Origin of the sequence: Leptolyngbya sp. O-77 (genome assembly GCF_001548395.1) — a bacterium.
Lineage (GTDB): Bacteria > Cyanobacteriota > Cyanobacteriia > Elainellales > Elainellaceae > Thermoleptolyngbya.
In genome coordinates this window covers 1,668,926-1,695,118 of sequence record NZ_AP017367.1, presented here as the reverse complement: position 1 = coordinate 1,695,118, position 26,193 = coordinate 1,668,926, and the positions used below count along the sequence as shown (strand labels likewise).

13 protein-coding genes and 1 pseudogene are annotated in these 26,193 nt (G+C 58.5%); 9 read left to right on the top strand and 5 right to left on the bottom strand.

Annotated features, from left to right (window positions below):
- Positions 1 to 51 precede the first annotated feature (51 nt).
- The gene (locus O77CONTIG1_RS07235) at positions 52 to 1,410 is read left to right on the top strand and encodes an aminopeptidase P family protein (RefSeq protein WP_084782317.1); all 1,359 of its coding nucleotides are present in this window, start codon (positions 52 to 54) and stop codon (positions 1,408 to 1,410) included.
- Between the two features lie 24 nt (positions 1,411 to 1,434).
- Here O77CONTIG1_RS07235 and O77CONTIG1_RS07230 read toward each other — a convergent pair whose 3' ends face one another.
- Complete coding sequence (locus O77CONTIG1_RS07230) at positions 1,435 to 6,312, bottom strand: translocation/assembly module TamB (protein WP_156435020.1); 4,878 nt, start codon at positions 6,310 to 6,312, stop codon at positions 1,435 to 1,437.
- 296 nt (positions 6,313 to 6,608) lie between these two features.
- On the opposite strand from O77CONTIG1_RS07230, the gene O77CONTIG1_RS07225 reads away from it, so the two are divergent.
- From O77CONTIG1_RS07225 to O77CONTIG1_RS07200, 5 genes are all read left to right on the top strand, one after another.
- On the top strand, positions 6,609 to 6,725 hold the full coding sequence (locus tag O77CONTIG1_RS07225; protein WP_068509295.1) for a photosystem II reaction center protein I: 117 nt from the start codon (positions 6,609 to 6,611) through the stop codon (positions 6,723 to 6,725).
- 146 nt (positions 6,726 to 6,871) lie between these two features.
- On the top strand, positions 6,872 to 10,099 hold the full coding sequence (locus tag O77CONTIG1_RS07215; RefSeq protein ID WP_084782315.1) for a DUF3769 domain-containing protein: 3,228 nt from the start codon (positions 6,872 to 6,874) through the stop codon (positions 10,097 to 10,099).
- A 453-nt stretch (positions 10,100 to 10,552) separates the two neighbouring features.
- The gene (gene pyk / locus O77CONTIG1_RS07210; protein WP_068509291.1) at positions 10,553 to 12,334 is read left to right on the top strand and encodes a pyruvate kinase; all 1,782 of its coding nucleotides are present in this window, start codon (positions 10,553 to 10,555) and stop codon (positions 12,332 to 12,334) included.
- Positions 12,335 to 12,395: 61 nt separating this feature from the next.
- The gene (locus O77CONTIG1_RS07205) at positions 12,396 to 13,772 is read left to right on the top strand and encodes an HlyD family type I secretion periplasmic adaptor subunit (RefSeq protein ID WP_068509289.1); all 1,377 of its coding nucleotides are present in this window, start codon (positions 12,396 to 12,398) and stop codon (positions 13,770 to 13,772) included.
- Between the two features lie 54 nt (positions 13,773 to 13,826).
- The gene (locus tag O77CONTIG1_RS07200; RefSeq protein ID WP_068509288.1) at positions 13,827 to 14,531 is read left to right on the top strand and encodes an N-acetylmannosamine-6-phosphate 2-epimerase; all 705 of its coding nucleotides are present in this window, start codon (positions 13,827 to 13,829) and stop codon (positions 14,529 to 14,531) included.
- 28 nt (positions 14,532 to 14,559) lie between these two features.
- Here the strand turns inward: O77CONTIG1_RS07200 and O77CONTIG1_RS07195 are convergent, their stop codons facing one another.
- The 3 genes from O77CONTIG1_RS07195 to O77CONTIG1_RS07185 form a co-directional block, all read right to left on the bottom strand.
- Positions 14,560 to 15,747 (bottom strand): hybrid sensor histidine kinase/response regulator, encoded by a 1,188-nt coding sequence (locus O77CONTIG1_RS07195; RefSeq protein WP_068509285.1) that lies wholly within the window; start codon positions 15,745 to 15,747, stop codon positions 14,560 to 14,562.
- Between the two features lie 107 nt (positions 15,748 to 15,854).
- Positions 15,855 to 16,292: a response regulator gene (locus tag O77CONTIG1_RS07190; protein WP_068509283.1), complete on the bottom strand. Its 438-nt coding sequence runs from the start codon at positions 16,290 to 16,292 to the stop codon at positions 15,855 to 15,857.
- A gap of 1,186 nt (positions 16,293 to 17,478) precedes the next feature.
- Positions 17,479 to 19,404 carry an ATP-binding protein gene (locus O77CONTIG1_RS07185; protein ID WP_084782312.1) on the bottom strand — a complete coding sequence of 642 codons (1,926 nt, stop codon included), beginning with the start codon at positions 19,402 to 19,404 and terminating at the stop codon, positions 17,479 to 17,481.
- A gap of 779 nt (positions 19,405 to 20,183) precedes the next feature.
- On the opposite strand from O77CONTIG1_RS07185, the gene O77CONTIG1_RS07180 reads away from it, so the two are divergent.
- The 3 genes from O77CONTIG1_RS07180 (at position 20,184) to O77CONTIG1_RS07170 (ending at position 23,285) form a co-directional block, all read left to right on the top strand.
- Complete coding sequence (locus O77CONTIG1_RS07180) at positions 20,184 to 20,939, top strand: response regulator (RefSeq protein ID WP_225894709.1); 756 nt, start codon at positions 20,184 to 20,186, stop codon at positions 20,937 to 20,939.
- Between the two features lie 109 nt (positions 20,940 to 21,048).
- A complete protein-coding gene (locus tag O77CONTIG1_RS07175; RefSeq protein WP_068509279.1) occupies positions 21,049 to 21,906 on the top strand; it encodes a dienelactone hydrolase family protein in 858 nt (285 codons plus the stop codon).
- A 104-nt stretch (positions 21,907 to 22,010) separates the two neighbouring features.
- Positions 22,011 to 23,285: a DUF4336 domain-containing protein gene (locus tag O77CONTIG1_RS07170; RefSeq protein ID WP_317134222.1), complete on the top strand. Its 1,275-nt coding sequence runs from the start codon at positions 22,011 to 22,013 to the stop codon at positions 23,283 to 23,285.
- A 126-nt stretch (positions 23,286 to 23,411) separates the two neighbouring features.
- Here the strand turns inward: O77CONTIG1_RS07170 and O77CONTIG1_RS07165 are convergent.
- A pseudogene (locus O77CONTIG1_RS07165) lies at positions 23,412 to 25,564 on the bottom strand (polyribonucleotide nucleotidyltransferase).
- Positions 25,565 to 26,193: the final 629 nt, after the last annotated feature.

Genomic DNA, 26,193 nt, shown 5'->3' with positions numbered 1-26,193 from the left:
CTGGGTTCAAAAAATGCTTGAATCAGGTTGTATTTTATTCGTCTTTGAGCCATGCTAGCCGAATTCCTGCAAGCCGAATCTGGGTCTGCTTCTCGAACGCTTGCAGCAGCGCTGCGCCAGCGGCGACAGAGGCTTGCAGCCCTGATTTCTGTTCCTGTGGTGCTGTGGTCGGGGCAGAGTCCTTCGCGCAATTTTCCGGCGAATACCTACCCGTTTCGCGCCAGCAGCCATTTTCTGTACTTCGCGGGGTTGAACTTACCCAATGCGGCGATCGCCCTCCAGGGTTCCCACCTGACGCTGTTTTGGGATCAGCCAACCCCCGCCGAGGTGCTGTGGCACGGGCCTGGCCCGACGCGATCGCAGATTGCAGAACAAATCGGCGCAGATGACGCACGGCCCCTGGCTGACCTGGAGCGGTATTGTGCGGGCGCAGCAACGATTGCAGTGCAGGACAGCGCCACTCGGCAGCAGCAAGAGAGGCTCTTGGGGCGATCGCTCGCTACCCCCAAACACTCTGAGGGTCTAGATCGAGTGCTGGCGGAGGCGATCGTTCAAGTGCGGCTGTGCCACGATGAGTGGGCACTGGCGGAAATGCGGCGGGCCGCCCAGGTGACGCAGCAGGCGCATGAGGCAGGCAGAGCGGCGATCGCCACCGCCACCACCGAAGCCGAGGTGCGGGCGGCAATGGAGCAGGTAATTCTGGCGGCAGACATGACCCCTGCCTACAGCAGCATCGTCACGGTGCATGGGGAGGTGTTGCACAACTGCCACTACGGGCACGCGCTGGAACCGGGCGACCTGCTGCTGGCGGATGTGGGGGCTGAAACGCCTCTGGGCTGGGCAGCCGACATGACGCGCACTTGGCCTGTGTCGGGTCAGTTTTCACCAACCCAGCGCGATATCTACGACGTTGTGCAGGCTGCTCACGGCCGCTGCATCGAGGCGATCGCCCCCGGCGTGGAATACCGCGAGATTCACCTGCTGGCGGCGCGAGTGCTGGCTGAAGGACTGGTGAGCCTGGGCATTTTGCGCGGTGCGCCAGACGCACTGGTCGAGCAGGATGCCCACGCGCTGTTTTTCCCGCATGGCGTGGGGCATCTCTTGGGGCTGGATGTCCACGATATGGAAGATTTGGGCGACCTCGCGGGCTATGCACCGGGGCGAACGAGGAGCGATCGCTTTGGGCTATGCTATTTGCGGCTCGATCGCCCCCTGCGGCCGGGCATGGTGGTGACGGTGGAACCCGGCTTCTACCAAATTCCTGCCCTGCTGCAAGACCCAGAAAAGCGCGATCGCTATTCCGCAATGGTGAACTGGGAGCGTCTGGCAGAGTTTGCCGATGTGCGCGGCATTCGCATTGAGGATGACGTTTTGGTCACCCCGAACGGGCGGGATGTGTTGACGGAGTGATGAGGGGTTCCCAGCCCAACGCTTCTAAAACCGCGTCTCAAACTCCAAAATCGCCCCGGTTCCCCCATCGGTATCAATGTAGCTGCGGATCAGGAACTGGTCGTTGATGCGATAGCGCAGGTTGAACTGCACGGGCGCGTCGGCAGTAAGGACGGCCAGCACAGAGCCGGAGAGGTCGGTGCCAAACAGGTCGATGCCCGCTTCGGCGGCGAGTTCGAGGGTGGTGCTGGAGGCGTTTTCGGAGGGCAGCAGCGTAGGGAACAGCCGGAAATCAGACAGTCCTAGCACTTCGCTAATGACACCCTGGATGCCGGGGAGGAACGCAGAACCGGCTAAGTTGGCGATCGCCAGCGTGCTGTCGCCCTGCCCAAACGTATTAACAAAACCGCCGCCAATCAGCGCAATAATTTCGCTGTCGCTGCGGGCGGGGCTGCTGCTCAGGACAAAGGTGTCTGACCCAGTGAGAAATCCATCCAGCATTTCACTGGCGTAGCCGTCTACGGTGGCAATGACGCGCACGTTGCTGAGGCTGCCCAGGTCTGTCACCAGGGTTTCGTTAATCTCAGCGGCTCCGCTAGAGGTCGTAACGGGCGTGCGGGTCACCTCTGGCACAGAGGCCAAAAGCTGCACTTGCAGGTAGGGATCGAGTCCCCGCTGCGGGGTAAATTGGGCGGTGTTGTTGTAGCCCCGCACCAGGTTAAACTGCGTGGTGAACAGGTTGACGACGCCCCGACGAACTTGCAGTTCTCCCTCTGGGCGGGGGGCCCGGACGGTGCCGTTGACCCGCAGCTCGCCCGCCACCAAAAAATCGAGCAGCGGATCGAGCGTAATTCGCAGCCCGCGCCCTAAGCTCAATCGCAGGTTGTCAAACCGGGGTGGAATGGTGATGTCGTTGGGGTCGATGGGGGGGTCTTCGGGCGGTGGAGCATCGCCGCTGAGCAACTGGACTCGACCGTTGGTGAGCGCAATGTCGCCGCCAAGGACAGGCGCAAGGGCAGTGCCCGTAATTTGCACTGCGCCATCAACGCCGCCGCTGTATAGACCCTTCAGGTTTAGCACCACCTGATTAAGGCTGACGCTGAGCGGCTGATTGACGGCGGTTTCGCTTCTGGGAAAATCGTCTGGGTCAAAAATTGGCAATATGCCCTGCGCCACCACTTCGCCCTGACGAAACTGACCGCGAATGCCTTCTACATCCACAAAGCTAGCGTTGAACTGGGCGCGTCCGGTGATGTTGGTGAGTGGTTCTGGCAGGACGGGTGCGCTCAGCGAGGCTCCGTTAAACTCGGCCGCACCCGTCACCAGCGGCGCGTTCAGCGTGCCCGTAATGTCCAGATTGACATCCGCCTCGCCGCCCGCCCAGGCCACCTGGTTGGTAAATAGGCTCAGCAGTTCCAGCCCTTCGTTTTTAACGTTTACATTGATGGCAATTTCGTTGCTGTCGGGTTCGATTTCCATAAAGTCGAAGGCGTAGGGAATATCGGCCCGCAGGCGCAGGGGTTCTGTTTCGTTGACGCTCATTTGCCCAATAATTCGCGCTCGCGCATCGTCGTAGCTGAATAGCGCTCGGACACCTTGAACCGACTGCTGCTGAATTTTGGCATCGGACAAGTTTACCTCGCCGCGCACCTCCGGGTCGCCCAGGCTGCCCAGCAAAAAGGCATTACCATTCACCCGACCCGTGATGCTGATGGGCAGCCGCACGATGTCCTGAAGCGGCGTGATATCCACTTCCTGCGCCTGAAGCTGGCCCGAAATCTCGTCTGCGCCAAACTGCCCGTTGAAGCTGAGGAAGGCATCGTCAGACCCCAGCCGCAGGGGCAGTAGTTCCAGAACCCCATCCTGGAGCGTACCCTGGGCAATCACCTCCTGCGCGTTAAACTCGCCCCATTGCCAGTTTTCTCCCTCCAGGTTGAAGTCTGCGGTCACGCCCGACTGCACTGAGCCAGACAGGTTGAGCGTGGCTGCAAAGTTGCCTTGCAGTTCCGCCAGCCGAGGCAGGGGATTGGCGGCTTCGTCCTGCTGTTTCTGAAGATCCAGCAGCGCCAGAATTTCGGAATAGCGCTGGAGTTGCTGATAAATGGGGCGATCGCCCGTTTGCACAGGCACCGTGTCCAGGTCGGCGGAGCGGGCCGTCGGTGGCTGCCGCAGCCCCCGCGCCACATCGTCGAAGTCATACCAGCGCAGGGTATTTAGCACGTCCTGAATGCGGGCATTGTCGGTTTTCAAGGTCGCCTCAAACTGCGGATCGTTGCCCAGCGTCGCGCTGCCGTTCACTGCGACCGTGCTGTAGGGCTGTTCCAGGGGTGGTCGCTCGGTGGGCAATGCCAGCGCCAGCAGCCCGTCCTCTAGCTCGATTCGATCGTTGCGGTAGGTGATGCGCCCGCTGAACTGGTCGGCAAACAGGTAGCCAATGCCAGGGCGATCGACCGTAAAGCTGCCCTCGGTGGCGTAGGTGTCCAGGTTTACGTCCGCATTGACAGATACGGTTCCCGTCACCGGGCCCAGCCCCAGGTCGGCAGCCGGGGTGAGGGCAAGCCAGTCGAGGGGCAGGTTTTCTAATGTGGTGACCAGCGTGCGATTCCGCCGGGTGCCCTCTGCCCGTGCCCCGTCATGCACCAGCAAAAACGAGCGCGGCAGATAGTCGCCATCCAGATCCAGCGAAATCTGATCGCGGCGGCCCGTCAGGTCAGCCCGCACGCCCTGACCCATCGCAAACTGCACCGGCCCGGCCAGGCGCGGATCAAACTGGCGCTGGTTAATGGCCAGCCCGTTGAGCGCCAGCAGTCCGTTCACAGCCGGCGCGGCAGGCGTGCCCGACACCCGACCGGAAAAGTCCGTCCGCCCAGCCACACGCACCTGGGGCGGCAGGGTCACTGGCAGCCGATTCAGGTCAAAATCTTGCACCTCTAGCGCCAGATCAAAGCTAGAGATTTCTGGCGTGTTGCCGCTGGTTCGGGCAAAGACCGTGCCATTGGCGCGGAAGCCCGGAGCCGCCGCCCGATCCAGCACGAGGCGATCGCCCAGCCAGCGAAAGTCTGCCGTCAGCGGCCCCGTCAGCAGCGACACGCCCTGCGACAGCCGCACATCGCCCTCTGCCCGAATGCCTGCCAGCGTCGGATCGGCCAGCGTGCCCGCCAGCCGCACCGTGCCATCCAGTGTGCCCGCCAGTTCCGGCGAAAACGACCGCAGCCCCACCCCCTGGCTCCGCACCACGGCCTGCCAGCGATCGCCCACCAGGTCGCCCTCCGCACTCACGCGCCCGCCCGCGACCTCCAGCGTCGTGTTTTGCAGCCGCAGATTCTCGCCCGCAATCAGCAGTTCCCCCCGCGCTGGGTAGGTCGCCTCCGCCGCCTGCCATTGAATCGCCGTGCGGAGTGCATTGGACGGCCCCTCTACCTGCGCGGTTGCATTAACCCGTCCCAGCACGATTTCTGGCGGCAGCGTTGCGCCGTAGGTTCGCGCCAGGGCATCGGCGGGCAGGTTGCGCGCCTGCACCCGCGCCTGCACCGTCGCCTCCTGGCCCAGCCCCAGCACGCCGCCTCCCGTCACCACGCCACCGCCCGCAAGCTGTGCCACCAGATCTGTCAAATCAACCCGCTCATTCACCAGCGAAAAGCGGGTGCTAAGGCGATCAATGGCAACTTTGTCAATTAGCAGGGGGCGACTGCTGCGAACCGTGCCCGCCACAATCGGCCCATCAGGCGGCCCCGTCACCGTCACATCGGCATCAAAGGCCCCAGCGAGGGTAATCGGAGTCGTCACATCTGCCGTTTCTTCGATCTGGCGAAAATCCACGTTGCGGACGCGAGTGGACAGGTTGTAGCCCTCACGCAGGTCGTAGGTTCCTTCGACTTCAACCGGAATCGTGCCGTAGGTGACGCGCCCCTCTTCGATGGTGATTAGCCGATTGCGAAACCGCAGTTGGGCCCCGGCCTGGGTAATGCGCTTGGGCACATTGGCGATCGCCAAATCTACATCGGCAAACCGCGCCGTGCCGTTGAATCCTGCCACCGTCTCATCAGCAAACCGCAGTTCCAGGTTAGAAAACATCTGCCCTGACTCCAGCGCCACGGGCATCGCCAGCAGCGCCCCCACATCCTGCACCGCCACGCCATCCGACTGCACTACCAGATTCATCTGAAAATCGGGCACGGTCACGCCTTCGCCGCGCAGCCGCAGCGCTCCGCCCCGAACGGGGTTGCCGTTGACATCAAAGCGAATATTTTGCCCTTCTAGCGGAGCGCCGCTGGCATCGGCAATTTCAATCGACTCCAGATTCACTTCGCCGCTGACCTGCTCCATCCGCACCGACAGATCCGAATCGGGGCGCACCCCTGGCTTTTCGGCTTCGATCATCAACTGCGCGGAGGGAGCCACCGTCACTGTGCCGTCTTCGATCAAAAGCTGGCGCAGCTCGACCTTCAGCGGGGCTTCTTCCTCGCGCTCGGCAAGCTCGATGGCGATCCACTTGCCGTCGTCGGTCTGGTCAAGAAAAATGTCGGGGTTGCGGAGCGTTAGCACCAGCCCCAGCCGCCGCTGGAGCAGATCCAGCAGGTTAAACCGGGCGCGGACTTGCTGCACCGTGGCGCGATCGCCATCGGTCTCCGTCGGCGGCAAGACTGATTCGCCAAACACAATTTCGCCCTGTCCGCGCCAGTTGAGCGCAATGCCTTGCAGCGGCCCCACCTGGACGGGGCGGTTGATCGTCTCACTCAGGGTAGTAGACAGCAGCGGAGCCAGATCGTTTCGCAAAAAACTTCGCACCCACAGCGTTCCGCCCACGCCACCTGCCAGTGCGACCAGCCCCAACCCCAGGGCAACGGGTCGCCAGGCCAGGCGGAGACGACGACGGGACGGACGAGGCGGCTGCGGCGCGGCGGGTGGCTCAGGTGAATTCACGATGACAGCAGGACGCTTTCAAAGAGCAGGTTCAACAGGTTCAATAAGACTTTAGCCCAGATGATTCGATTGAGCCTATGGGGGCCGACAGGATTTATCGAGAGAGGATTTTACGCGGCTGGAGGTTTGTCAGGTTAGCAAGCGGGCGGGGGAAAATGGGCAGGGGCGATCGCCAAGCTATCCTTCTGCATCCTGCGGAAAAAACCGAGTAAAAGAGCGCCAATCCTGGGTCGAAAAAGGGGACATCGTTTCGATATGATAATGGAGCTTGTTTTTGAAACCCCGCCAGAATAGCCATGCTGACGCTTAAAGTGATTGTTTACATTGTCGTGTTGTTTTTCATCAGCCTGTTCGTGTTTGGCTTCCTGTCTAATGACCCCTCGCGCAACCCCAATCGCCGAGATCTCGAATAGTTTTTGTCTGAACAACCCTCTGCCCCCAGCCGCGGCAGGGCACTTAATCGTGGGAAGCGTCGTCAAGCGTCGTGACCGACCCCCAGGGCTGCTCGCATTCAGGGCTGCTTGCTCGACCTGATGGTTTGACTTAGTTTTAGCTGCGTATGCCCGTTCCGGTTCCGCCCCCTAGCTTCCCACCTCCCCCTGCTGCGATTGTCGATATTGCACCTGCCGCCCCGGTTCAGGAGCGCGATCGCCCGTCTGCCGATGCATCTGCGATCGCATTGGATTCGCTTCCTCTGCCAGAGCCAGGTTCAGGGGTTCGGTGGTCACCACGGTCAAAGTCTGCAAGCACCGGATCAGCCCCATCGACCGCTGAAGTTCCGCCCAAAGAATTTACGCCCGATGGATCTGCGCCCAGAGGATCTACGCCCGGATCAACAGTCGAGTCGATCAGCGCATCATCGCCTGGGTCGGTTGCGGATGCGGCTTCACGATTCCGCACCCCAGAAGCCAGCGCCTCGCCGACTCGTCCTGCCCAACAATGGCTGCAAACTCGTCAGGACGGGATAGCTGGTGATTCCCACAGGGATGGCTTTGTGAATCGCCCCGCTGCTCCTGTCGCCGCTGTCGAGCCAGCCGATCCCATCCCTACGGCGCAGTCCCTTCCCACATCGAATCAGGGAAGCGACCTGGATCGCCGTTCGGTTTCGTCGGGCGATTCCCGCAGGGATCGCTTCACGACTCGTCCCGTGCGTCCAAGTGGCCGTCTGCCTGCCACGCCGCCGCCTCTGCCTGCCGTCGCCCATGCCCAGTCCGCCGCAGCCCTGGGTATGCCGCTGTCGGTTAACGTCGCCCCAGCGGTTGCTCCAGGGACAGACGAAACGGTGACGCTTCCTGTTGTGGAATCTGGTTTCGCATCCGTCCCAGAATACCTTCCCGTGCTGACACCGGGGACTCTGCTAGCCGCACAGCCCTCCGACACAACGATATTCCGCTCTGCACCGCTGCACCCGGCTGATGACTGGCAACTGTTGGGAGAACTCCGGCAGCCAATTGAATCGCCCGTTGCATCCCTACAGCCTGCGATTACGCCGTCCTCGCTGTCATTTCGTCCCTCAATCCTGAGTGCCGAGGTGATTGGAGGAAGGGAAATGTGGCTGATGGAGGGCGATTTTCGCAGGGATCGCTTCGCGAATCGCCCCCTGTCTGTTCCTGCCGAGCGCCAGCTTCCCAGCCAGACCTGGGCTGTTTCCAGCAATCCCATTCCCTTGCTTGCAGAGCTTTCCAGCCGCAGCGACGCAAGTACCGTTGCCCAGGCTCCCCCCCCGTCGAACCAACCCTCTAATCCAGACAGCGCCCCAAACCTGCCTGTGCCCATCCCGTTTCCAGAAACCCTGGAGCAAGATCCCGAATCGGGTCGGCAAATTCTGCTGATTCCTCCCCCAGAAGACGGGACTGACCCAGCGGTTCCGCCGCCATCTGGAGAGGCCCCGGTCGATGCGCCGGCCGCTTCCCCTCCTCTGCCTGCCTCTCCCCGCCCCCCCACGGCGGATTCGGATTCAGAGGCATCAGTCAGCCTGACCGATCTGGTAGAAATTCGGGGCGATCGCCAGGATTTTGACACCCTGCGCGAGGTCTTCTCGGCGGAGGGCAATGTGGAAATGCGTTTCCGGCGGGCGGTGCTGACGGCAGATCGGGTGCAGGTGAATTTGCAAAACCGCATTGCCGTCGCTGAGGGCAACGTGCAACTAGTGCGAGGAGCGCAGATTCTCCAGGGCGATCGCCTGGTCTACAACTTTGTGCAGAGCGAAGGCACGGTGGACGGAGCTAGGGGCGAAATCTTCTTGCCCTCCAGCGGCACGGATCTCACCCTGCTATCGCCGCTGGAGGAAGCCGCTGCGGGCGCTGAACGACCTCGCCCTACGCCCCGTCCTCCGGGTGCGCCCCCTGTTTCCAGTCCTGGCGGCATCCTGGTAGAAGTGGGGGCAAACCTGGATCAGGGGTTGGCGCTCACGGGGCAGCGCGAAGGCGAACTCACCCGCTTTCGCTTCGAGGCCGAATCCATCGAGTTTTTTCCCGACGGCTGGGTCGCGCAAAATGTGCGCCTCACCAACGACCCCTTTTCGCCCCCCGAACTGGAACTCCGCACCCCCGAACTCACCTACACCCAGTTCAACCCGCTCCAGGCGGAAGTCCGCGCCCGCAACCCCCGGCTCGTGTTCGACCGGCGCTTTAGTCTGCCCTTTTTGCAGAACCGGGTGGTGATTGACAATCGCCGCCGCCAGCCGCCGCTGCTTCGACTGGGCTACGACGAAGAGGTAGGGGGGCTATTTGTGCAAGCGCCGCTGACGGTGATCAACCAGCCCCGCGTGCAGTTTGTGCTTGCGCCCGCAATTCTGCTTCAGCGAGCCGTGACAGACAACAATTTTAATTTTTTTGACCCCAGCAGCATTGGGCTTTTGGCTCAGCTTGATGCCACCCTCGGCCCCTCCACGTCGCTGGTGGGCACGGCGACCTTTGGCACGCTTGATTTGGGCAATTTAGAAAACAAGGTGCGGGGCAGTTTGCGGCTGCGGCAGCAGGTGGGCATTCACCAACTGACGCTGGAATATAGCTACCGAGATCGCCTGTTTAACGGCACCCTTGGGTTTCAGAACGTGCAGAGCAGCCTGGGTGCTGTCTTTTCCTCACCCAACATTCCGCTAGGCACCTCTGGCATTAACCTCAATTATCAGGTCAGCGCCCAGTTGATCAATGCCAATACCGATCGACTGGATTTGCTCGACCCGCCGCTAGAGCGCCGCAACGATCGCGTCACACTGGGTCGATTTCAAGCCAGCGCGGGGCTAACGCGGGCCTTTTTGCTCTGGTCTGCGCCGCCCCTGCCGCCCACCGCCGAAGAAGGACTGCGGTATTCGGCTACCCCTGTCGTACCCAATTTGGTAGCCGTCGTAGGTCTGCGCGGCACCACCGCCTACTACACCAGCGAAGACACTCAGAGCAGTCTGACGGCCTTTGCCAGCCTCCAGGGACAATTTGGGCGGTTCTCCCGAAATTTTCTGGACTACACCCGCTTCAACGTCACCTACTCTAATGCGATTGTGGAGGGAGAATCTCCGTTTCGATTTGACCGGATTGCTGATCCTCAGGTTCTGTCCTTTGGGCTGCTGCAACAAATCTACGGGCCGATTCGAGCAGGCTTTCAAACGTCAATTAACCTTGACAAGCGGGAAGATTTTGACACGACCTTTTTCCTGGAATATAGTCGCCGCACCTATTCCATCATTCTGCGGGTCAATCCCGACCGAGAGGTGGGATCGCTGGGTATTCGGATTAACGACTTTAACTGGACGAATCCGCCGGAACCGTTTTCGGGGCAACCTCAATGAAGAGGGAAGAGGGAAGAGGGAAGAACGAAGAGGGAAGAGGGAAGAACGAAGAACGAAGAGGGAGGGGCGAGTTTTGGGGGAGGCTTTAATTGCCTTGAGAAGACTCGTCTTAAGGGGAATTTGCCTTGGGAGAAGCTGTGTTTGGGCGATCGCCCATTGTGGCTGAGCTGGCAAATTTGGGAAGCGGCTCTGAGAAATCTTGATCGGAGATGATTACATTTACCCTAAATTATGGAAGGGCCGGGCCCAAAGCAGTTTAGCTAAGAATAGGAGCGAAACGAGGGGGAACGGTCGAAGAGCACTATTCCGGGGGCGATCGCCACGCTTGATAGTGCCTCTTGCACACCGAACCTTACGCCGGTTTTTGCCGCTAGCGACCAGCCCTGACCGCTCCTCTAGCTTTTGAGCCGAGAGTTTGTACCCTGAGTATTCCTTGAGAGAGTTCGAGAACCCATGCCACCGCATCAACACCTGCGTCGTACTAAAATTGTCGCCACGATTGGCCCTGCCACCAGCAGCCCTGAAGTTCTACGCAGCTTGATTGAAGCGGGAGCCACTACGCTGCGTCTGAACTTTTCTCACGGCACCCACGAAGACCACCAGCGCAACATCCGCACCATCCGCCAGGTGTCGTTTGAACTTAACCAGCCTGTAGGGATTTTGCAAGATTTGCAGGGCCCCAAGATTCGGCTGGGAAAATTTGAGCAGGGCCCCATCACGCTCAAAAAGGGTGATCCCTACATTCTCACCAGCCGCCCCCTCCTTGGCACGCAGGATATTAGCTCCGTGACCTACGAGCCACTGGCGGAAGAAGTGCCTGTCGGCGCGACGATTTTGCTGGACGATGGGCGGGTCGAAATGCGGGTGGAGGCGGTAGACCTCGACCAGCGCGAGCTACACTGCCGCGTGGTGGTGGGCGGCGTGCTGTCTAACAACAAGGGCGTGAATTTCCCTGGTGTATATCTGTCGATCAAAGCACTGACCGACAAAGACAAGACTGACCTGATGTTTGGGCTAGACCAGGGCGTGGATTGGATTGCCCTCAGCTTTGTCCGCAATCCGCAGGACATTCTGGAAATCAAAGAAATTATTTCCAGCGCTGGCAAAGACGTGCCTGTGATCGCCAAGATCGAAAAGCACGAGGCGATCGAGCAGATGGAGTCTGTGCTGTCGCTTTGTGATGGCGTGATGGTGGCGCGGGGCGACCTGGGTGTAGAACTGCCCGCAGAAGAAGTCCCCATTTTGCAAAAGCGGCTGATCGCTACGGCGAATCGTTTCGGGATTCCCGTGATCACCGCTACCCAAATGCTCGACAGCATGGTGAGCAATCCCCGTGCGACCCGCGCCGAAATCTCGGATGTGGCGAATGCGATTTTGGACGGCACGGACGCGGTGATGCTGTCCAACGAAACGGCGGTGGGCAAGTTTCCGGTAGAGGCCGTCGAGACAATGGCGCGGATTGCGGTGCAGATTGAGCAAAATCTGGCGATCGCCCGCAACGTAGACAGCAACTCCGGCGGGCACTCCATCCCCAACGCCATCAGCCAGGCGGTCGGGCGCATTGCTGAACAACTCCAGGCCGCCGCCATCATGACCCTGACAAAAACGGGAGCCACCGCCCGCAACGTGTCAAAATATCGCCCTAGCACGCCCATTCTGGCCGTCACGCCCCACGTCGATGTGGCGCGGCAGTTGCAATTAGTCTGGGGCGTGCGCCCGCTGCTGGTGCTAAACCTGCCCTCGACGGGGCAAACTTTCCAGGCTGCGCTCAACGTCGCCCAAGAAAAAAACTTTCTCAAAGAAGGTGATCTCGTCGTCATGACAGCGGGCACCCTACAGGGAGTGTCTGGGTCTACCGACCTGATTAAGGTCGAAGTCGTGACGGCTGTGCTGGGGCGCGGCATCGGTATTGGGCAAGGGCTGATCAGCGGCCGCGCCCGTGTTGCCCGCAGTAGCAAGGAAGTGAGCAACTTCAACTCTGGCGAAATCCTGGTCGTGCCCAACACTGGAGCCGAATATCTCGATGCCATCCGCAAAGCCGCTGGCATTGTGACTGAAGACGACAGTCTCACGGGCCATGCCTCCGTGATCGGCCTCCGCCTGGGCATTCCCGTCATCGTCGGTGTCAAAGATGCGGCTCAGGTCATCCGCGACGGCACGTTGCTGACCCTGGATATCCAGCGCGGTCTGGTCTATTCCGGCTCATTGAACGGGCAGGCTGATCCAGGGCTGTAGACCCCCAATCTCTGTTCCAACCCTCTAAGACACTCGCCCCTCTCACCCTCCCTCCAGCCTTATGATTCAGCCTATCTCTCCTGCCCAGGCCCGACAGGCACGGCAACAGTTTGCCACGCCGGAAGATTACCTGTCCTATGAGTTGGGGAAGGCAGTGCAGGAGTTGCCGCCGCTATATACCCGGCTGCTGGCGGGAACGCTGTCGGCGCTGGTGTTGGGGGCGATCGCCTGGGCCCATTTCAGCAAAGTAGATGAGGTGGCGACGGCGCAGGGGGCGCTGATCCCCGCACAACAAATTCGCCCAATTCAGGCGCTCCAGGGCGGCAAGATTGAGAACATTCTGGTGAAGGAGGGCGATCGCGTCGAGCGGGGCGACGTGCTGCTGGAGCAATCGACCGAGGTGAGCCAGGCCGAAATTGACCGCCTGCGGGAAGCCGCGACGCTCATCCGCCAGGACATTGCCCGACTGGAGGCCGAGCGCACGGGGCAAGCGCAAACGGGGGTCGCCCTGCAAGACCAACTGCTGGCCGCGCGGCGGCGCGAGTTTGAGGGACGGCGAGCAGCGGCCGAGGCCGAGGCGCAGGGACAACAGGCGGCGATCGCCGAAGCTCGGGCCCGCCTAGCCCGATTGCAAGAAAACCTGAGCAGCGCCCGCGCCAGCTTGGCCAATGCTGAAGAACGAGAGCGCAGCCTGCGGCCGCTGGTGGAACCTGGCACTGGAGCCGTGCCCCGGTTTGACTATTTGGAGGCGAAGGATCGGCTAACCCAGGCGCAAGATCAAATCGCCTCACTCCAGCAAGAAATCGTGGCTCAGACCCAGGCCATCCGGCGGGCGGAAGAAGCTTACCGCAGTGCCCGTCAAACCGCTGATCGCCTCAGTTCTGAACGCCAGAGTGAGATTCTGGCGCAACTCAACCAGCGGCGCGAGGAGTTGTCTACGATCGAAGGACAGCTTGCCCAGGCGACCCGCGCCCAGGAGCAAGACACGATCCGCGCCCCTGTGACGGGCACTGTTTACAATCTCCAGGTAACGCTGGCGGAAGGCACTGTGCAGCCAGGTAAAGAACTGATGTCCATCCTGCCGGAGGATAGCGAACTGCTGCTAGAGGTGCAAATTCTCAACCGCGATATCGGCTTTATTGCGCCAGGAATGCGGGCTAAGGTAAAACTGGCCACCTTCCCGTATCAGGAATTTGGCACGATTGAGGGGGAAGTGGTGCAGATTAGCCCCAACGCCACCATCGACCAGGAGCTTGGCCCGGTGTTCCCAGCGACGATTCGCCTGAGCCGGACTCAGGTGGCCGTGTATGGACAACTGGTAGACCTGACCCCAGGCATGGCGGGCGTAGCGGAAATCGTGACCCGCCAGCGGACGATTCTCACCTTCTTGATTGAGCCGATTACGCGCCGGTTTGATGAGGCATTTCAAACACGGTAGCCTTTGCAGGCGGTAGGCTTTGCAGGAAGAGGAGCAACTAATGGGGCGCAGAGCATGTTTGGAGTTTCGGTGATAGAAGCGCTGCGGGGAGGACTGGTGGTGTCGTGTCAGGCTCCAGTGGATTCGCCGCTGCATGAGCCAAGCGTGATTGCGGCGATCGCCCTTGCGTCACAAAACCAGGGAGCCGTCGGGGTTCGCATCGACACACCCGCCCATGTTGCCGCTGTGCGCCAGCGGGTGCAGGTTCCTATTATCGGGCTGTGGAAGCGTCAATTTGACGGCTGCGACGTGTACATTACACCGCAGTTTCAGCACGCCGCTGCGATCGCCCAGGCAGGAGCCGACATCATTGCCATTGATGCCACGCTGCGTCCCCGTCCCGACGGAGAATCGGTTGCAAGCCTGATCCAGAAAATTCATGCCGACCTGGGCAAGCCTGTGATGGCGGATGTGGATACGCTGGAAAGCGCGATCGCCGCCGCCGCCGCCGGAGCCGATCTGGTGGGCACAACGCTCTACGGCTACACGGCCGAGACGCGCCACCTAAAGCCACCGGGCTTTGATCTGCTCAGCCAACTGTGCGAGACGCTATCGATCCCCACTATCTGCGAAGGCGGCATCGCCTCCCCCGCTATGGCTCGAAAAGCCCTCGACCTCGGCGCGTTTTCGGTCGTCGTGGGCACGGCAATTACTGGCATTGATTTGCAGGTCAAAGCCTATTGTGAGGGGCTGAGGCGGGATAGAGCAGCAGAGTGCTGAGCCTTTAAGGGAAGCTAGAAGCGTTCCTTCACCGTTTCTCTGGCAGCCACACGCTGAAGACGCTCCCCTGCCCCAGCGTCGAGCGGACGGCGATCGCCCCGCCATGCGCTTCCACAATTCGCCGCGACAGGTACAGCCCTAGCCCGCTGCCTGCCCGCTTGTGGTTGCCCTGGCGATAACGCTCAAACAGAATGCTCTGGTCATCAGGCGGAATGCCGGGCCCTGTGTCTTGCACCTCCACCAAAACCCGGCGGGGGGCCTCGCCGTTGGCGGCAGAGGCGTCTGCATTGGCAACGACCCGGCTGAGACGCACGGTCACCGATCCCCTGTCGGTGAACTTAATGGCGTTGCCGAGCAGGTTCGTAAACAGGCGGCGCAGTTCTAGGCGATCGCCCATCACCACCCCACTGCCCTCTGTGCTATCCACCATCTCCAGGGCAAGCTGCTTATCCTGTGCCCAGGGCATCAGTTCTTGACACACCTCGCGCAAGATCTCCGGCAGGCGGCATGGGTCAAACAGCATGGTCTTCTCGCCCGCGTCGTGGCGATAGACCTCCAGCAGCGTGTTGACCATTTGCAGTAGGTTTTGGTTGCTGCGGATCATAATGGCGATCGCGTCGTTCATTTCTGGCGTAATCGAACCAAAGGCATCCTGCTGAAAGAGCTTCAGCATTCGGTCGGCAGCCACCAGCGGCGTTCGCAAATCGTGGGTCAAGCGCGAAACAAAGTCCTCCCGCTGGCGGGCAAGCTGTTCTCGCTGACGCTTGGCCAACTCGGCTTCCTGCTCTGCCTGATGAATTCGGAGGGCGTTGCGGAGAATACGCGCCAGCACCTCTGGTGACACTTTCGACTTGGGCAGGTAGTCTGACGCGCCAGCCTTCATGAGTTCCACGGCAATTTCCTCATCGCCCTGCCCCGTCAGCACGATCAGCGGCGTTTTGTCGCCCCGCCCCCGCACGTCCTGCACCACCGCCAGCCCATCCCGATCGGGTAGGCGATAGTCCAAAAACACGCAGTCATAGGTGCGCTCCTGGAGTGCGGCGATCGCCGCTGCATAGTCCCCCGCCTCGGTTAGGATCATGTTGATGCCCGCGTTTCGGAGCGATCGCCGCACGGCCATCCGGTCAATCTCGTCGTCATCCACCACGAGCAAAGACAATGGGGCATCCGGGAGACTGCCCTGCCGTAGCGCATCCGTTGCAGCATTCAAAGACATGATTCACGCACCTCTCGATCGAGGGAGGGTCAGTTCAAAAGACGCTAAAGAATCAGCTAGAGGAATCCGCTAGCAGAACCCTTAGACCGTCTGTAAAGCGCCGCTGATTAGGGCAACTCGCACAGCATCCAATAGCGATTGAGCGTGGCCATTGTTTCAGCAAAGTTTGTGAACGTAACGGGCTTCAAAATATAACCCGCCACGTTCAGATTGTAAGCTTCAACTCGATCCTTATCCTGGTTGGAAGTCGTCAGCACGATGACTGGCGTTTTTCTCAATTCCGGATCGGTTCTTAGCTCATGCAAAAACTCAATCCCGCTCATTTTGGGCATATTTAGATCCAGCAAAATAAGCCGACGAGTCGGCGGCACGATGGCTGGATTGCCACCCTCGCTTCGCAGCATTGAAAGGGCTTCGATTCCGTTCGTTGCAACGTACAGTGGGTTGGTGATGTTGTTTTTCTTGAACGCTCGACGGACGTTCATGACATCCACTTCGTCATCTTCTACGAGGAGAATGTTAATCACACGCTCTTGAACTTGCATAGCTCGTGACACACTAAACTAACTCTTAGAAATCTCTAGATTTTTCTATTCAAAAGTCTTTTAACAGAAGTGAAACCCATTGCAAAACTGCAAACATAGTTTCGTAAAACAATTCGGAGGTGAACCCCCTCCTTTTTGATTTTCAGAAAAGCTTCTTGTTAAAGAAAGCTTCTAACTTTTAAAGAAAGCTTCTAACTTGAAACCCTCTCGACACTCCGGTGAGGCTTTGACAGACCAAAGATTTTGACAGGGTAAAGTCTGGATACCTAGCGCCTTCTAACCCATCGCCCTCTAAGACCCTGAAGAACGTTGAAATCTGGAGAACTTTGACTAAACCTTACTGAACTAGTAGTTTAATGCCTGACCCACCTCCCCAAAGCCTGAGAGATCCGTTAATTTCCTAAACTTTTGACGAGTTTAGCCAGTATAAGAAGGAATTTGAACTAGCAGCACTCCATCTCTAACCTGTAGGCGAGTCAGGCTAGTGAGGAGCGATCGCCATTCATGCGCGACTCGAAATAAACTCGATATCACATCGCCCTCTCATCATTAAGCCCTCCATCATTCAGCAACCCGCCATATCAGCATTCCGTCACGCTACAGCGTTTTTGAAGCTAGTGAGGCACACGGATGGTCATAAGCCCTTGCCTCGTGAGGGCAGCATGTGCCTCACCCCGCAAGAAAATGCTGTATTAGCGGACATTTCCGAACTCTGCTGAAAACTGCTGCACATCCGGGGGCGATGCGACTGCTGCGGAGGGCACAGCGATCAAGAGCAGCACAGTCTTAACTCAGAAGGTTTGCGCTTTTGCAAAATCAGTGCAACCTAGGGGTAAAGCCACACTAGCCAAAAGCAGCAAGCCTTTACTACCGTAGCTAAATTTTATATAAGCCATGATATCTCTGCCGTCATCCTAGGGTTAGAGTTTTTTATTTATGAGGGGACAGTATCCAAATGTACCTGCCGCAATTAGCCCGGATTCCTGAAGGAGTCATGACTTTCGGGCGTGTCAGCATCAAGCCCAATGCCCTGTAAGGTAGTCAGGGCTAGACATGTAGTGCTTCTACAGCATTTTTGAAGCTAGTGAGGCACACGGATGGTCAATAAGCCCTTGCCTCGTGAGGGCAGCGTGTGCCTCACCCCGCAAGAAAATGCTGTAAACGCTTCTAAAACGCTTCTAAACAGCTATTTATTCCAGGTAAAGTAAAAGGTCGTGCCTGCGCCCTCTTCCGAATCTAGGCGAATCGTCCCTCCTTCTGTTTCTACGATGCGCTTTACGATAGAAAGCCCCACGCCCGTACTTTCCTTCACATCGCGGGCCTGGAGCGTTTGAAAAATCATGAAAATCTTGCGGTGATATTCCGGCGCAATGCCTGGACCGTCGTCGGCTACCGAAAACTCGTAGCGATCGCCCAAATCTCTGACCCCGATTCGCACTTGCCCATCCGTCCGGTCGTGATGCTTGACCGCGTTGCTAATCAGGTTGGCAAAGACCTGTCGCAGGGGCAGCCGCTTGGTAATCAAGGTCGGCAGGTCGGGCGGGATCGTAATGGTGAACGTGTCGGGTGGGTCGATAGAATCAATAACCTCGTCAAGCAGCACCGACAAGGACACTCGCTCCACCGGAGACTCCACACGCCCAACGCGGGAATATTCCAGCAGCCCGTTGATCAGCGCTTCCATACGATGCACGCGCCCCCGTAGCAGGTGAAGCTGCTGCTGGTTTTCTGGGGGCAGTTGTCCCGACAGGTCTTCCTCGATCCACTCTGAGAGGTTGGCGATCGCCCGCAGCGGAGCCTTCAAATCGTGGGATGCAACATAGGCGAACTGTTCCAGCTCGCGGTTGCGATCTTCCAGCATTTCGTTCGTCTCTGCGAGGTCATGCGTCAGACGATCTAGCTCATCTGCCCGCGCCTTAAGCTTGGCTTCCGTTTCCAAAAACTGAGTGATGTCCCGAATAATCGCAATCCGCCGATTCTCAAACTGAATCTCGCTGATGGAAATCTCCAACGGAAAATGAGAGCCATCTTGTCGCCGCCCGATCACTCGATGGGGCTGTCCTGGCTGAATTAGCGAGAGGGTGTTATTCGCAGTTTCGGGGCTGGCGGCTTCGGGGCTGGCCGTCTCAGGGCTGGTCGTCCCAGATATAACCGCCTCAGGGCTGGTCGTCTCAGGGCTGACAGCTTCGGACGCGGGCAACTCTGGCGGAGCTAGCAGCACATCTAGCGGTTGTCCCTCCACCTCTTCAGCCCGATAGCCAAACAGTTGTTCCGCAGCAGTGTTGAAAATCTCGATTTCGTCGTGTTCGTCCAGCGTCACCACGCCATCCACCACATTGCCCACGATCGCCTGAAGCAGTTGTCTGCTCTCTTGTAGCAGTTGTTCTCGACTCCGCAGGTCGCGGTCGAGCTGGCGAAACAGGTACACCGCAGCCGTAGAAGCCATCAGGCTCAGCCCCGCCGTCAGCCCAATGATGGTTGAGGTGGTGTCTAGCAATCGAGAACGCTTAATCGTGTAGGCATCCAACCGAGACTGCTCTCGCTTTTGCAACTGGACGACAAATGCCCGCGTCGCATCGACCGTACCTTTGCCCTCGTCTAGCAGGTTAACGAATAAAGGGTCAGTGATCGGGACATCGGACTGATTGATCAGCACATTAACCTTGTCATCCAACAGCCCCACACTCCGGTCTACCAGTTGCTTTAGCTGAGCCACTTCTTGACTGCGGCGATCGCGCTCCGCCTCAGAAACCCCGTATTGATAGCTCACTTCCAGCCGATTCAGGCTCTCATCTAGGCTTGCTTTGGCGCGTTCGTAGGGAGCAAGGTAGCTGGTGTTGCGCGTAATTCCGTAGCCCCGGACACCTGTTTCCGCATTGAGCAGGTCAATCAGCACATTGTCGGTGGCGGCAATCACGTCCCGCGTTGCCTCGATCTGTTTCCGAGTGCCGCTTAACATGTTGATCGACCAAACCCAAGACCCAAGGGCGATCGCCAGACAGGTTGCCGGAATCGCGGCGATCGCGGCCCCTCGGTAAGAAACTGGCAGCCTCGACCAGTTGCTAAACACCTGCCGATTCAAGATGGAACACTGATCCTTACCACGCCTCATGCCTTTCCTCTTAGGTTCATAGCTGCCGAGGCTGAGCCACTGTCTCAGAGGGTTCAGCAACTACGTCGTCTATTCCTCACATTGCAACTACTCTTAATCTTGGCAGTTCAGTGGATTCTCAACGCTATGTCTTGGGTAGTATCTTTTTCATCCCGCGCAAGTTTAGTCTCTCTCCACTGACGGATGACGCGGGTAGAGGCTGCCAACCATAATGCTGCCTATCTTGCGGTTTAGAACGAAAAATCTAGACAGCAAGCTAGATGACAACATAACTGGATAACGTGATTGGACATCGTAGCATTGGACAACACAGCACTGGGCAACATGGCTGCATTGGGCAACATAGCTGACAGAGATCATCTCTGGGATTTACTAAGGCTCACTTTGACGAATTACGCTCATGATGAGTAGAACGGCTGACGCATGACGGAATGCAACCAGACGAGGTGAGATTTGTTAGGGCAATGTTTCGGATAAATCAGTCAGGCTCGTTTGGATAGGTTTATTGAATTCAAAATTGAATTCAAATTAGTTTGGTCGGATTTGAGCAGATTCGCTCAGACTCAAATCTCTCAGATTTTCGGAGCAGAAGTTCAGAGCAGAAGTTCAGAGAAAATAGGTTTAAGCAATTTCTTTGAAATAAACCTTTCCAGGCAAGCTTGTTCCAACTAGATTTCCCAGCGCATCTTCCCAACTCATCTTTTAGACGTATCAGCGAAACGTTTAATCATCCACACTGTTCACCCACACTGTTCATCCATACTGTGACACTGAAACCTATGGCACTAGAGCAAGACAATATGCAAACCGATACAGCGACCGAAATTAGTGTGACGCTAATCGAAGACCACGACCTCACCCGTGTCGGCTTGCGGGCGGCGCTCCAGCGGCAAGCCGGGATTCGGGTCTTGGGCGAGGCGGCAAATGCGGCCAGCGGGCTGCAAATGCTGCAAGATGCTCGGCCAGACGTGGCCATTGTCGATATTGGCCTGCCCGATATGGATGGTATCGAGCTAACGCGCAAGTTTCGTGAGCAGCAGAGCGGGCTGGAAGACGGGCGCAAGACGAAGGTGCTGATTCTCACCATGCACGATAGCGAAGAGTCGGTGCTGGCAGCATTTGCAGCGGGAGCCGATTCCTACTGCATGAAGGACATTAGCATCGACAAGCTGGCAGAAGCGCTGCACGCAACCCACGGCGGCAATTCCTGGATCGACCCAACCATTGCGGGCATTGTATTGCGCCAGATGCGGCAAGCCGTTCCTGACAATATGGGTGTGGAAACCAAGACGGTCACGATTAGCGCCGTAAAGCCTGAAGTGGAGCAACTGCTGGAAAATTCTCCACTCACCGAGCGGGAACTGGAAATTCTGGAGCTAATTGTGGCGGGCTACAGCAATGCGGCGATCGCCGAGCAGTTGTTCATCACGGTGGGCACGGTCAAAACCCACGTCCGCAACATTCTCAATAAGCTCTGTGCGGATGACCGCACCCAGGCGGCGGTGCTGGCGCTGCGCTCTGGGCTGATTAGCTAGGCAAGGTTTGCAGGGGACGAGGTTTGTCTATCTGGAGAGGGATTCGGGCGATCGCCCCCAAGGCGATACAATCCACCCAGACGCAGTTTACAAAACTTAATTAAAGCCTATGTCCCCTAACGCCTCCAACTCTCGTCTGCCGCTGGGCATTCGTCGTCGCGACCTGCTGCTAGGCACTTTGGCGGCGGGCTTCGCGGTGGCCGTGCGCCCCATCTCGGCTGAAACCATTACCACCAGCGATGCGGGTCTGACGGCTGGGTTTGTCTCGGTTCCCGCGGGCGATCGCGACATTCCCGCCTATCGAGCCATGCCCAGCACGGGCACGGGCTTTCCCGTTGTGCTGGTGGTGCAAGAGATTTTTGGCATCCATGCCTACATTCAGGACGTATGCCGTCGGCTGGCGCAACTGGGCTATTTGGCGATCGCCCCCAGTCTGTTCGAGCGCCAGGGCGACGTAACGCAGCTTCCCAATATCGACGCGATTCGGCCCATCGTGGCCCAGGTGCCCGATGCTCAGGTCATGTCCGACCTGGATGCGACCGCCGCCTGGGCAGCCACCGCAGGGGGCGACTCGACCCGACTGGGCATTACGGGCTTTTGCTGGGGCGGGCGCATTACCTGGCTCTACGCCGCTCACAATCCCCAACTCAAGGCGGGCGTTGCCTGGTATGGTCGTTTGGTGGGCACGCCGACCGAGCTACAGCCGCAATTCCCGGTGGATGTGGCAGCAGACATCAAGGCTCCTGTGTTAGGACTGTACGGCGAAAAGGACGACGGCATTCCCCTGGACAGCGTGGAGCAAATGAAGTCTGCACTCAAGGCCGCCAACGCGCCCAGCGAAATTATCATCTATCCCGAAGCGCCCCACGGCTTCCATGCCGACTATCGCCCCACCTATCGCCCCGAAGCCGCCGCCGATGGCTGGCAGCGAATGCAGGACTGGTTTAGGCAGCATGGGGTCATCTAGAAACGCGGCTCAGGATTGCTAAAGCGATTGGTTTGGCGATTAGATAGGGATAGGATGAAGGTTTCCGTCTTATCCCTGTCTTTTTGATTGCTGGATTAACAACTGTGGATGATTCCACTCTGAATGGATGCGGCAGCCGGCAGCCAGCACCGGCCTCGGGCCTGCCGCAGCGCGTATTTTTTGAAGATTCGTCTGAAAATTCGTCAGACTGGCGCTGGCCCTTCTGGCCCCTCGTGCCGCTGTATCCCTACGGCAATCGGCGCACCCTGCGAACTGAGATTGTGAAAGATACAGTCTGGACGTTTGACCAAGTCCAGGGCATTTTTTATGTGGTGGTGCCGATTCGGATGACGGTGGTGCGACTGGTCGCGGGCGGGCTGCTGGTCTACGCGCCGATCGCCCCCACTGGAGAATGTGTGCGTCTGCTGCGGGAGCTAGAAGCACAACACGGCCCAGTGAAGTACATCATTCTGCCCACGGTATCGGGCATCGAGCATAAGGTGTTTGTCGGGCCGTTTGCGCGGCAGTTCCGCGCGGCCCAGGTGTTTGTCGCGCCACATCAGTGGAGCTTTCCGCTCAATCTGCCGCTGAGCTGGCTTGGCTTGCCGCTGGGCCGGACACAGCCCTTGCCCAAGACTCCACAAGATGCGCCCTTTGCCGATGAGTTTGACTATGCCGTGCTGGGGCCGATTCATCTGGGCGTTGGCCCGTTTGAGGAGGTGGCGTTTTTTCATCGGCGATCGCACTCCCTCCTGCTCACCGATTCCATTGTCTCAATTCCCGCTGAGCCGCCGCCTGTGGTGCAGCTTGACCCATTTCCGCTGCTGTTCCATGCCCGCGATCGCGCTTCGGAAGTTCCCGAAGACACACCCGCCAACCGCCTCAAGGGCTGGCGGCGAATTGCGCTATTTGCCTTTTACTTTAGCCCCGGAGCGCTGGAGGTGCCGCCGTGGGGTGAGGTGTTTGCAGAGGCAACCCAGGTGGGCGATCGCTCTCGGCGCAACTATTTCGGCCTCTATCCGTTTCGCTGGAAACCCGGCTGGGAACAGTCCTTTGATGCCTTGCGCCAAGACGGACGGCTACTCGTCGCCCCCATTCTGCAAAAGCTCATCCTCAACCGTGCCCCCCAGGAAACCCTGGATTGGGCAGCCAGAGTTGCAGGCTGGGACTTTCACCGCATTCTGCCCTGCCATCTAGACGCGCCGCTACTGGCAGACTCGCGCCAGTTTCGCCGTGCCTTTACCTTCCTAGAAAAGCCGCTCCCAGCAGCGGGCACGCCATCGGCTGCCCTGCCCGAAGCGGATTTGGAGCTTCTGAACCGCCTGGATAATGGATTCAGCCGCCGGGGTATCTTGCCTGCTGCCAAGGAACCCGTTTGAAGCTTTAGGGGTCAGGTGCTAAATTTCAACGGCTGGAGAGTAGCTTGGTTTGAACACCTCGCCCTTCCAAGCTCTAAAACCTGACCCCCAGTTGATATCGGCTGCTAATTGATATCGGCTGCTCATCTACTGCGCGGCGGCGGCACGGGCAGCGGTTGCCTCATCGGGATGAATGCCGAGACGAGTCAGGTTAATCCGGCCGCGCTGGTCGATCTCGCGCACTTTCACAATTACCTCATCGCCAACAGCGACTTCATCTTCGACCTTGCCCACGCGATAGTCCGCCAGTTGCGAAATGTGGATCATGCCCTCCTTGCCAGGGAGGAATTCCACAAATGCCCCAATGGGGATGATGCGCGTTACCTTACCCACATAGACATCGCCTGCGCTGAGCTTGCGGGTCATGCCTTCGATAATGGCGCGGGCAGCCTTGGCCTTTTCGCCATCAATTGCGGAGATAGTGACGGTGCCATCGTCTTCGATGTCGACCTTGGCTCCGGTTTGCTCGGTGATGCCCTTGATGGTCTTGCCGCCGGGGCCAATCACCATGCCGATAAATTCGGGGTCAATCTTGATGGTCAGCAGGCGCGGTGCATAGGGCGACAGTTCTGCACGGGGCTTGTCGATGGCGGCTAGCATTTTTTCAAGGATGTGCAGTCGGGCGGCGCGGGCCTGGTTGATCGCATCTGCTACGACGGAGACGGGCAGCCCCGTAATCTTCATGTCCATTTGCAGCGCCGTGATGCCCGTGTCGGTGCCCGCCACCTTGAAGTCCATGTCGCCGAGGAAGTCTTCGATGCCCTGAATGTCGGTCAGGATGCGGACTTCATCTCCTTCTTTGATCAGCCCCATGGCGGCTCCGCTGACGGGCTTGGAAATGGGTACGCCCGCATCCATCAGCGCTAGGGTGGAGCCACAGACCGACCCCATTGAGGTGGAGCCGTTGGAAGATAGCACTTCGGATACGACGCGGATCACGTAGGGGAAGTCCGATTTTTCGGGCAAAACTGGCACCAGCGCCCGCTCTGCCAGGGCTCCGTGGCCGATTTCGCGGCGGCCGGGCGATCGCATCGGTTTTGTTTCGCCCACGGAATAGGGGGGCATGTTGTAGTGGTGCATGTAGCGCTTTTCTTCATCAGGGTGCAGGTCGTCCATTTCCTGCGCGTCGCCTGGGGTGCCCAGCGTCACCACCGACAACACCTGGGTTAGCTCCCGCTGAAACAGGGCGCTGCCGTGAACCCGACTGGGCAAAACCCCCGTGCGGCAGCTAATCTTGCGGACTTCATCCAGCTTGCGCCCGTCTACGCGCACCCCGTCTTCGATAATCTGCTTCCGCATTAGCTTCTTGGTAAAGCTCTTGAACACAGTGGGCAGGGCTTTGGGGTTGGCCTCCGCCGCCATGCGGATGGGGCTGTCTTCCGGCATTTCCGCGATTTCGGCGGCGACGGCGGCTTTCACCTCGTCTAGCTTGGCATCACGCTCGCCCTTCGTGTATTCAAAGTGCGTCAGGATTTCTTTGATCGCTTGCGTGGTGCGATCGCCAATAAAGTCTTCTAGTGTAGAATCGACCTCTGGCTCCGCTTCTTTCACAAGTTCGATGCCCAGTTCCTTCATCAGGTCAAGCTGCGCCTGAATCAGGTCACGCACCGCTTCATAACCAAAGTCGATCGCCTCGATCATGTCCTGCTCTGGAAGCTGGTTTGCGCCCGCTTCCACCATGATCACGCCTTCAGGCGAACCTGCGACCACCAGATCCAGATCACCCTCCTCAATCTCTTTGTAGGTGGGGTTGATAATAAAGTCGTCGCCAATTAGCCCGACACGCACCGCCGCCATTGGGCCATTGAAGGGAATCTTGGCCAGCAGCGTGGCGATTGAAGCACCCGTGACAGCCAACACATCGGGCGGTACTCGTTCATCCATCGACATCGTAGTGGCCCACAACCTGGATGTCGTCCCGCAACCAGCCGGGAAACAGGGGGGCGCAGGGGGCGATCGATTAATCGACTCACGAGCGTTGCCTTTTCAGGGGGCCGCCCCTCCCGTCTCAAAAAACCACCCGGAATCCGCCCCGCTGCGTAGAGTCTCTCTTCGTAATCGACCAGCAGCGGCAAAAAGTCGATTCCCTCTCGCGCTGAGGCACGGGTCGCGGTCACAAATACGGCGGTATCTTCTGACTGCACGAGCACTGCGCCGCCTGCCTGGGGAGCCAACAGCCCCACCTTTAGCCGAATATCCCTGCCATCGAAGGATATCGACTTGTCAATTTCGTCGAACATGAAGCGATGTTTCCTTTTACTTGCCTGACTTTTTTCTTTCTCTCGCAATCGTAGCGCAATCCCAGCAGGGATGAACGTTGCCGCTTGCTAACGCAAATATCCGTTTCAATCTGTTGCAGTTTTCTTTGCAAATGAAGCTGCGATCGCCCTTAGTCCGCATCTCCCGTCCTTGTAAAACAGCGCCCTATTCATCGTCATTTTCGGCTTTGCAAATCCTCTAAATCTGGTTTTAGGAACCAGGATCAGCAGGTTCTTGAGGGCATTATTCGACTGCAAGGGAGCAAGCTGAGAGACCTTTCAACCTGCAAGGCGATCGCTTCTTCTGAGGCTCTATTCTGGGAATCTTGCTTGCCAATCAGCATCTCACGGTCAACCCGTCTCAACTCAGCTATCCGCCCTATCCAGTCAGACAAAGATCAGGCAAAATCGCGATCGCAGTTTGGATTTTTAGAGCGACTTGTTGCCAGATCCATAGGGAGAATGTGAGGGTTGCTTTCACAACAGATTCAGCGTTAGGTCTTAAAGGAGAGTCGGGCAAATTGAAGCGATGGGTCGAATCATTGTGAGAATTTGTATGCTGCATCACCTTGAGCCACTAGACCTAAAAAGCAAACCCATAATTCTCATCA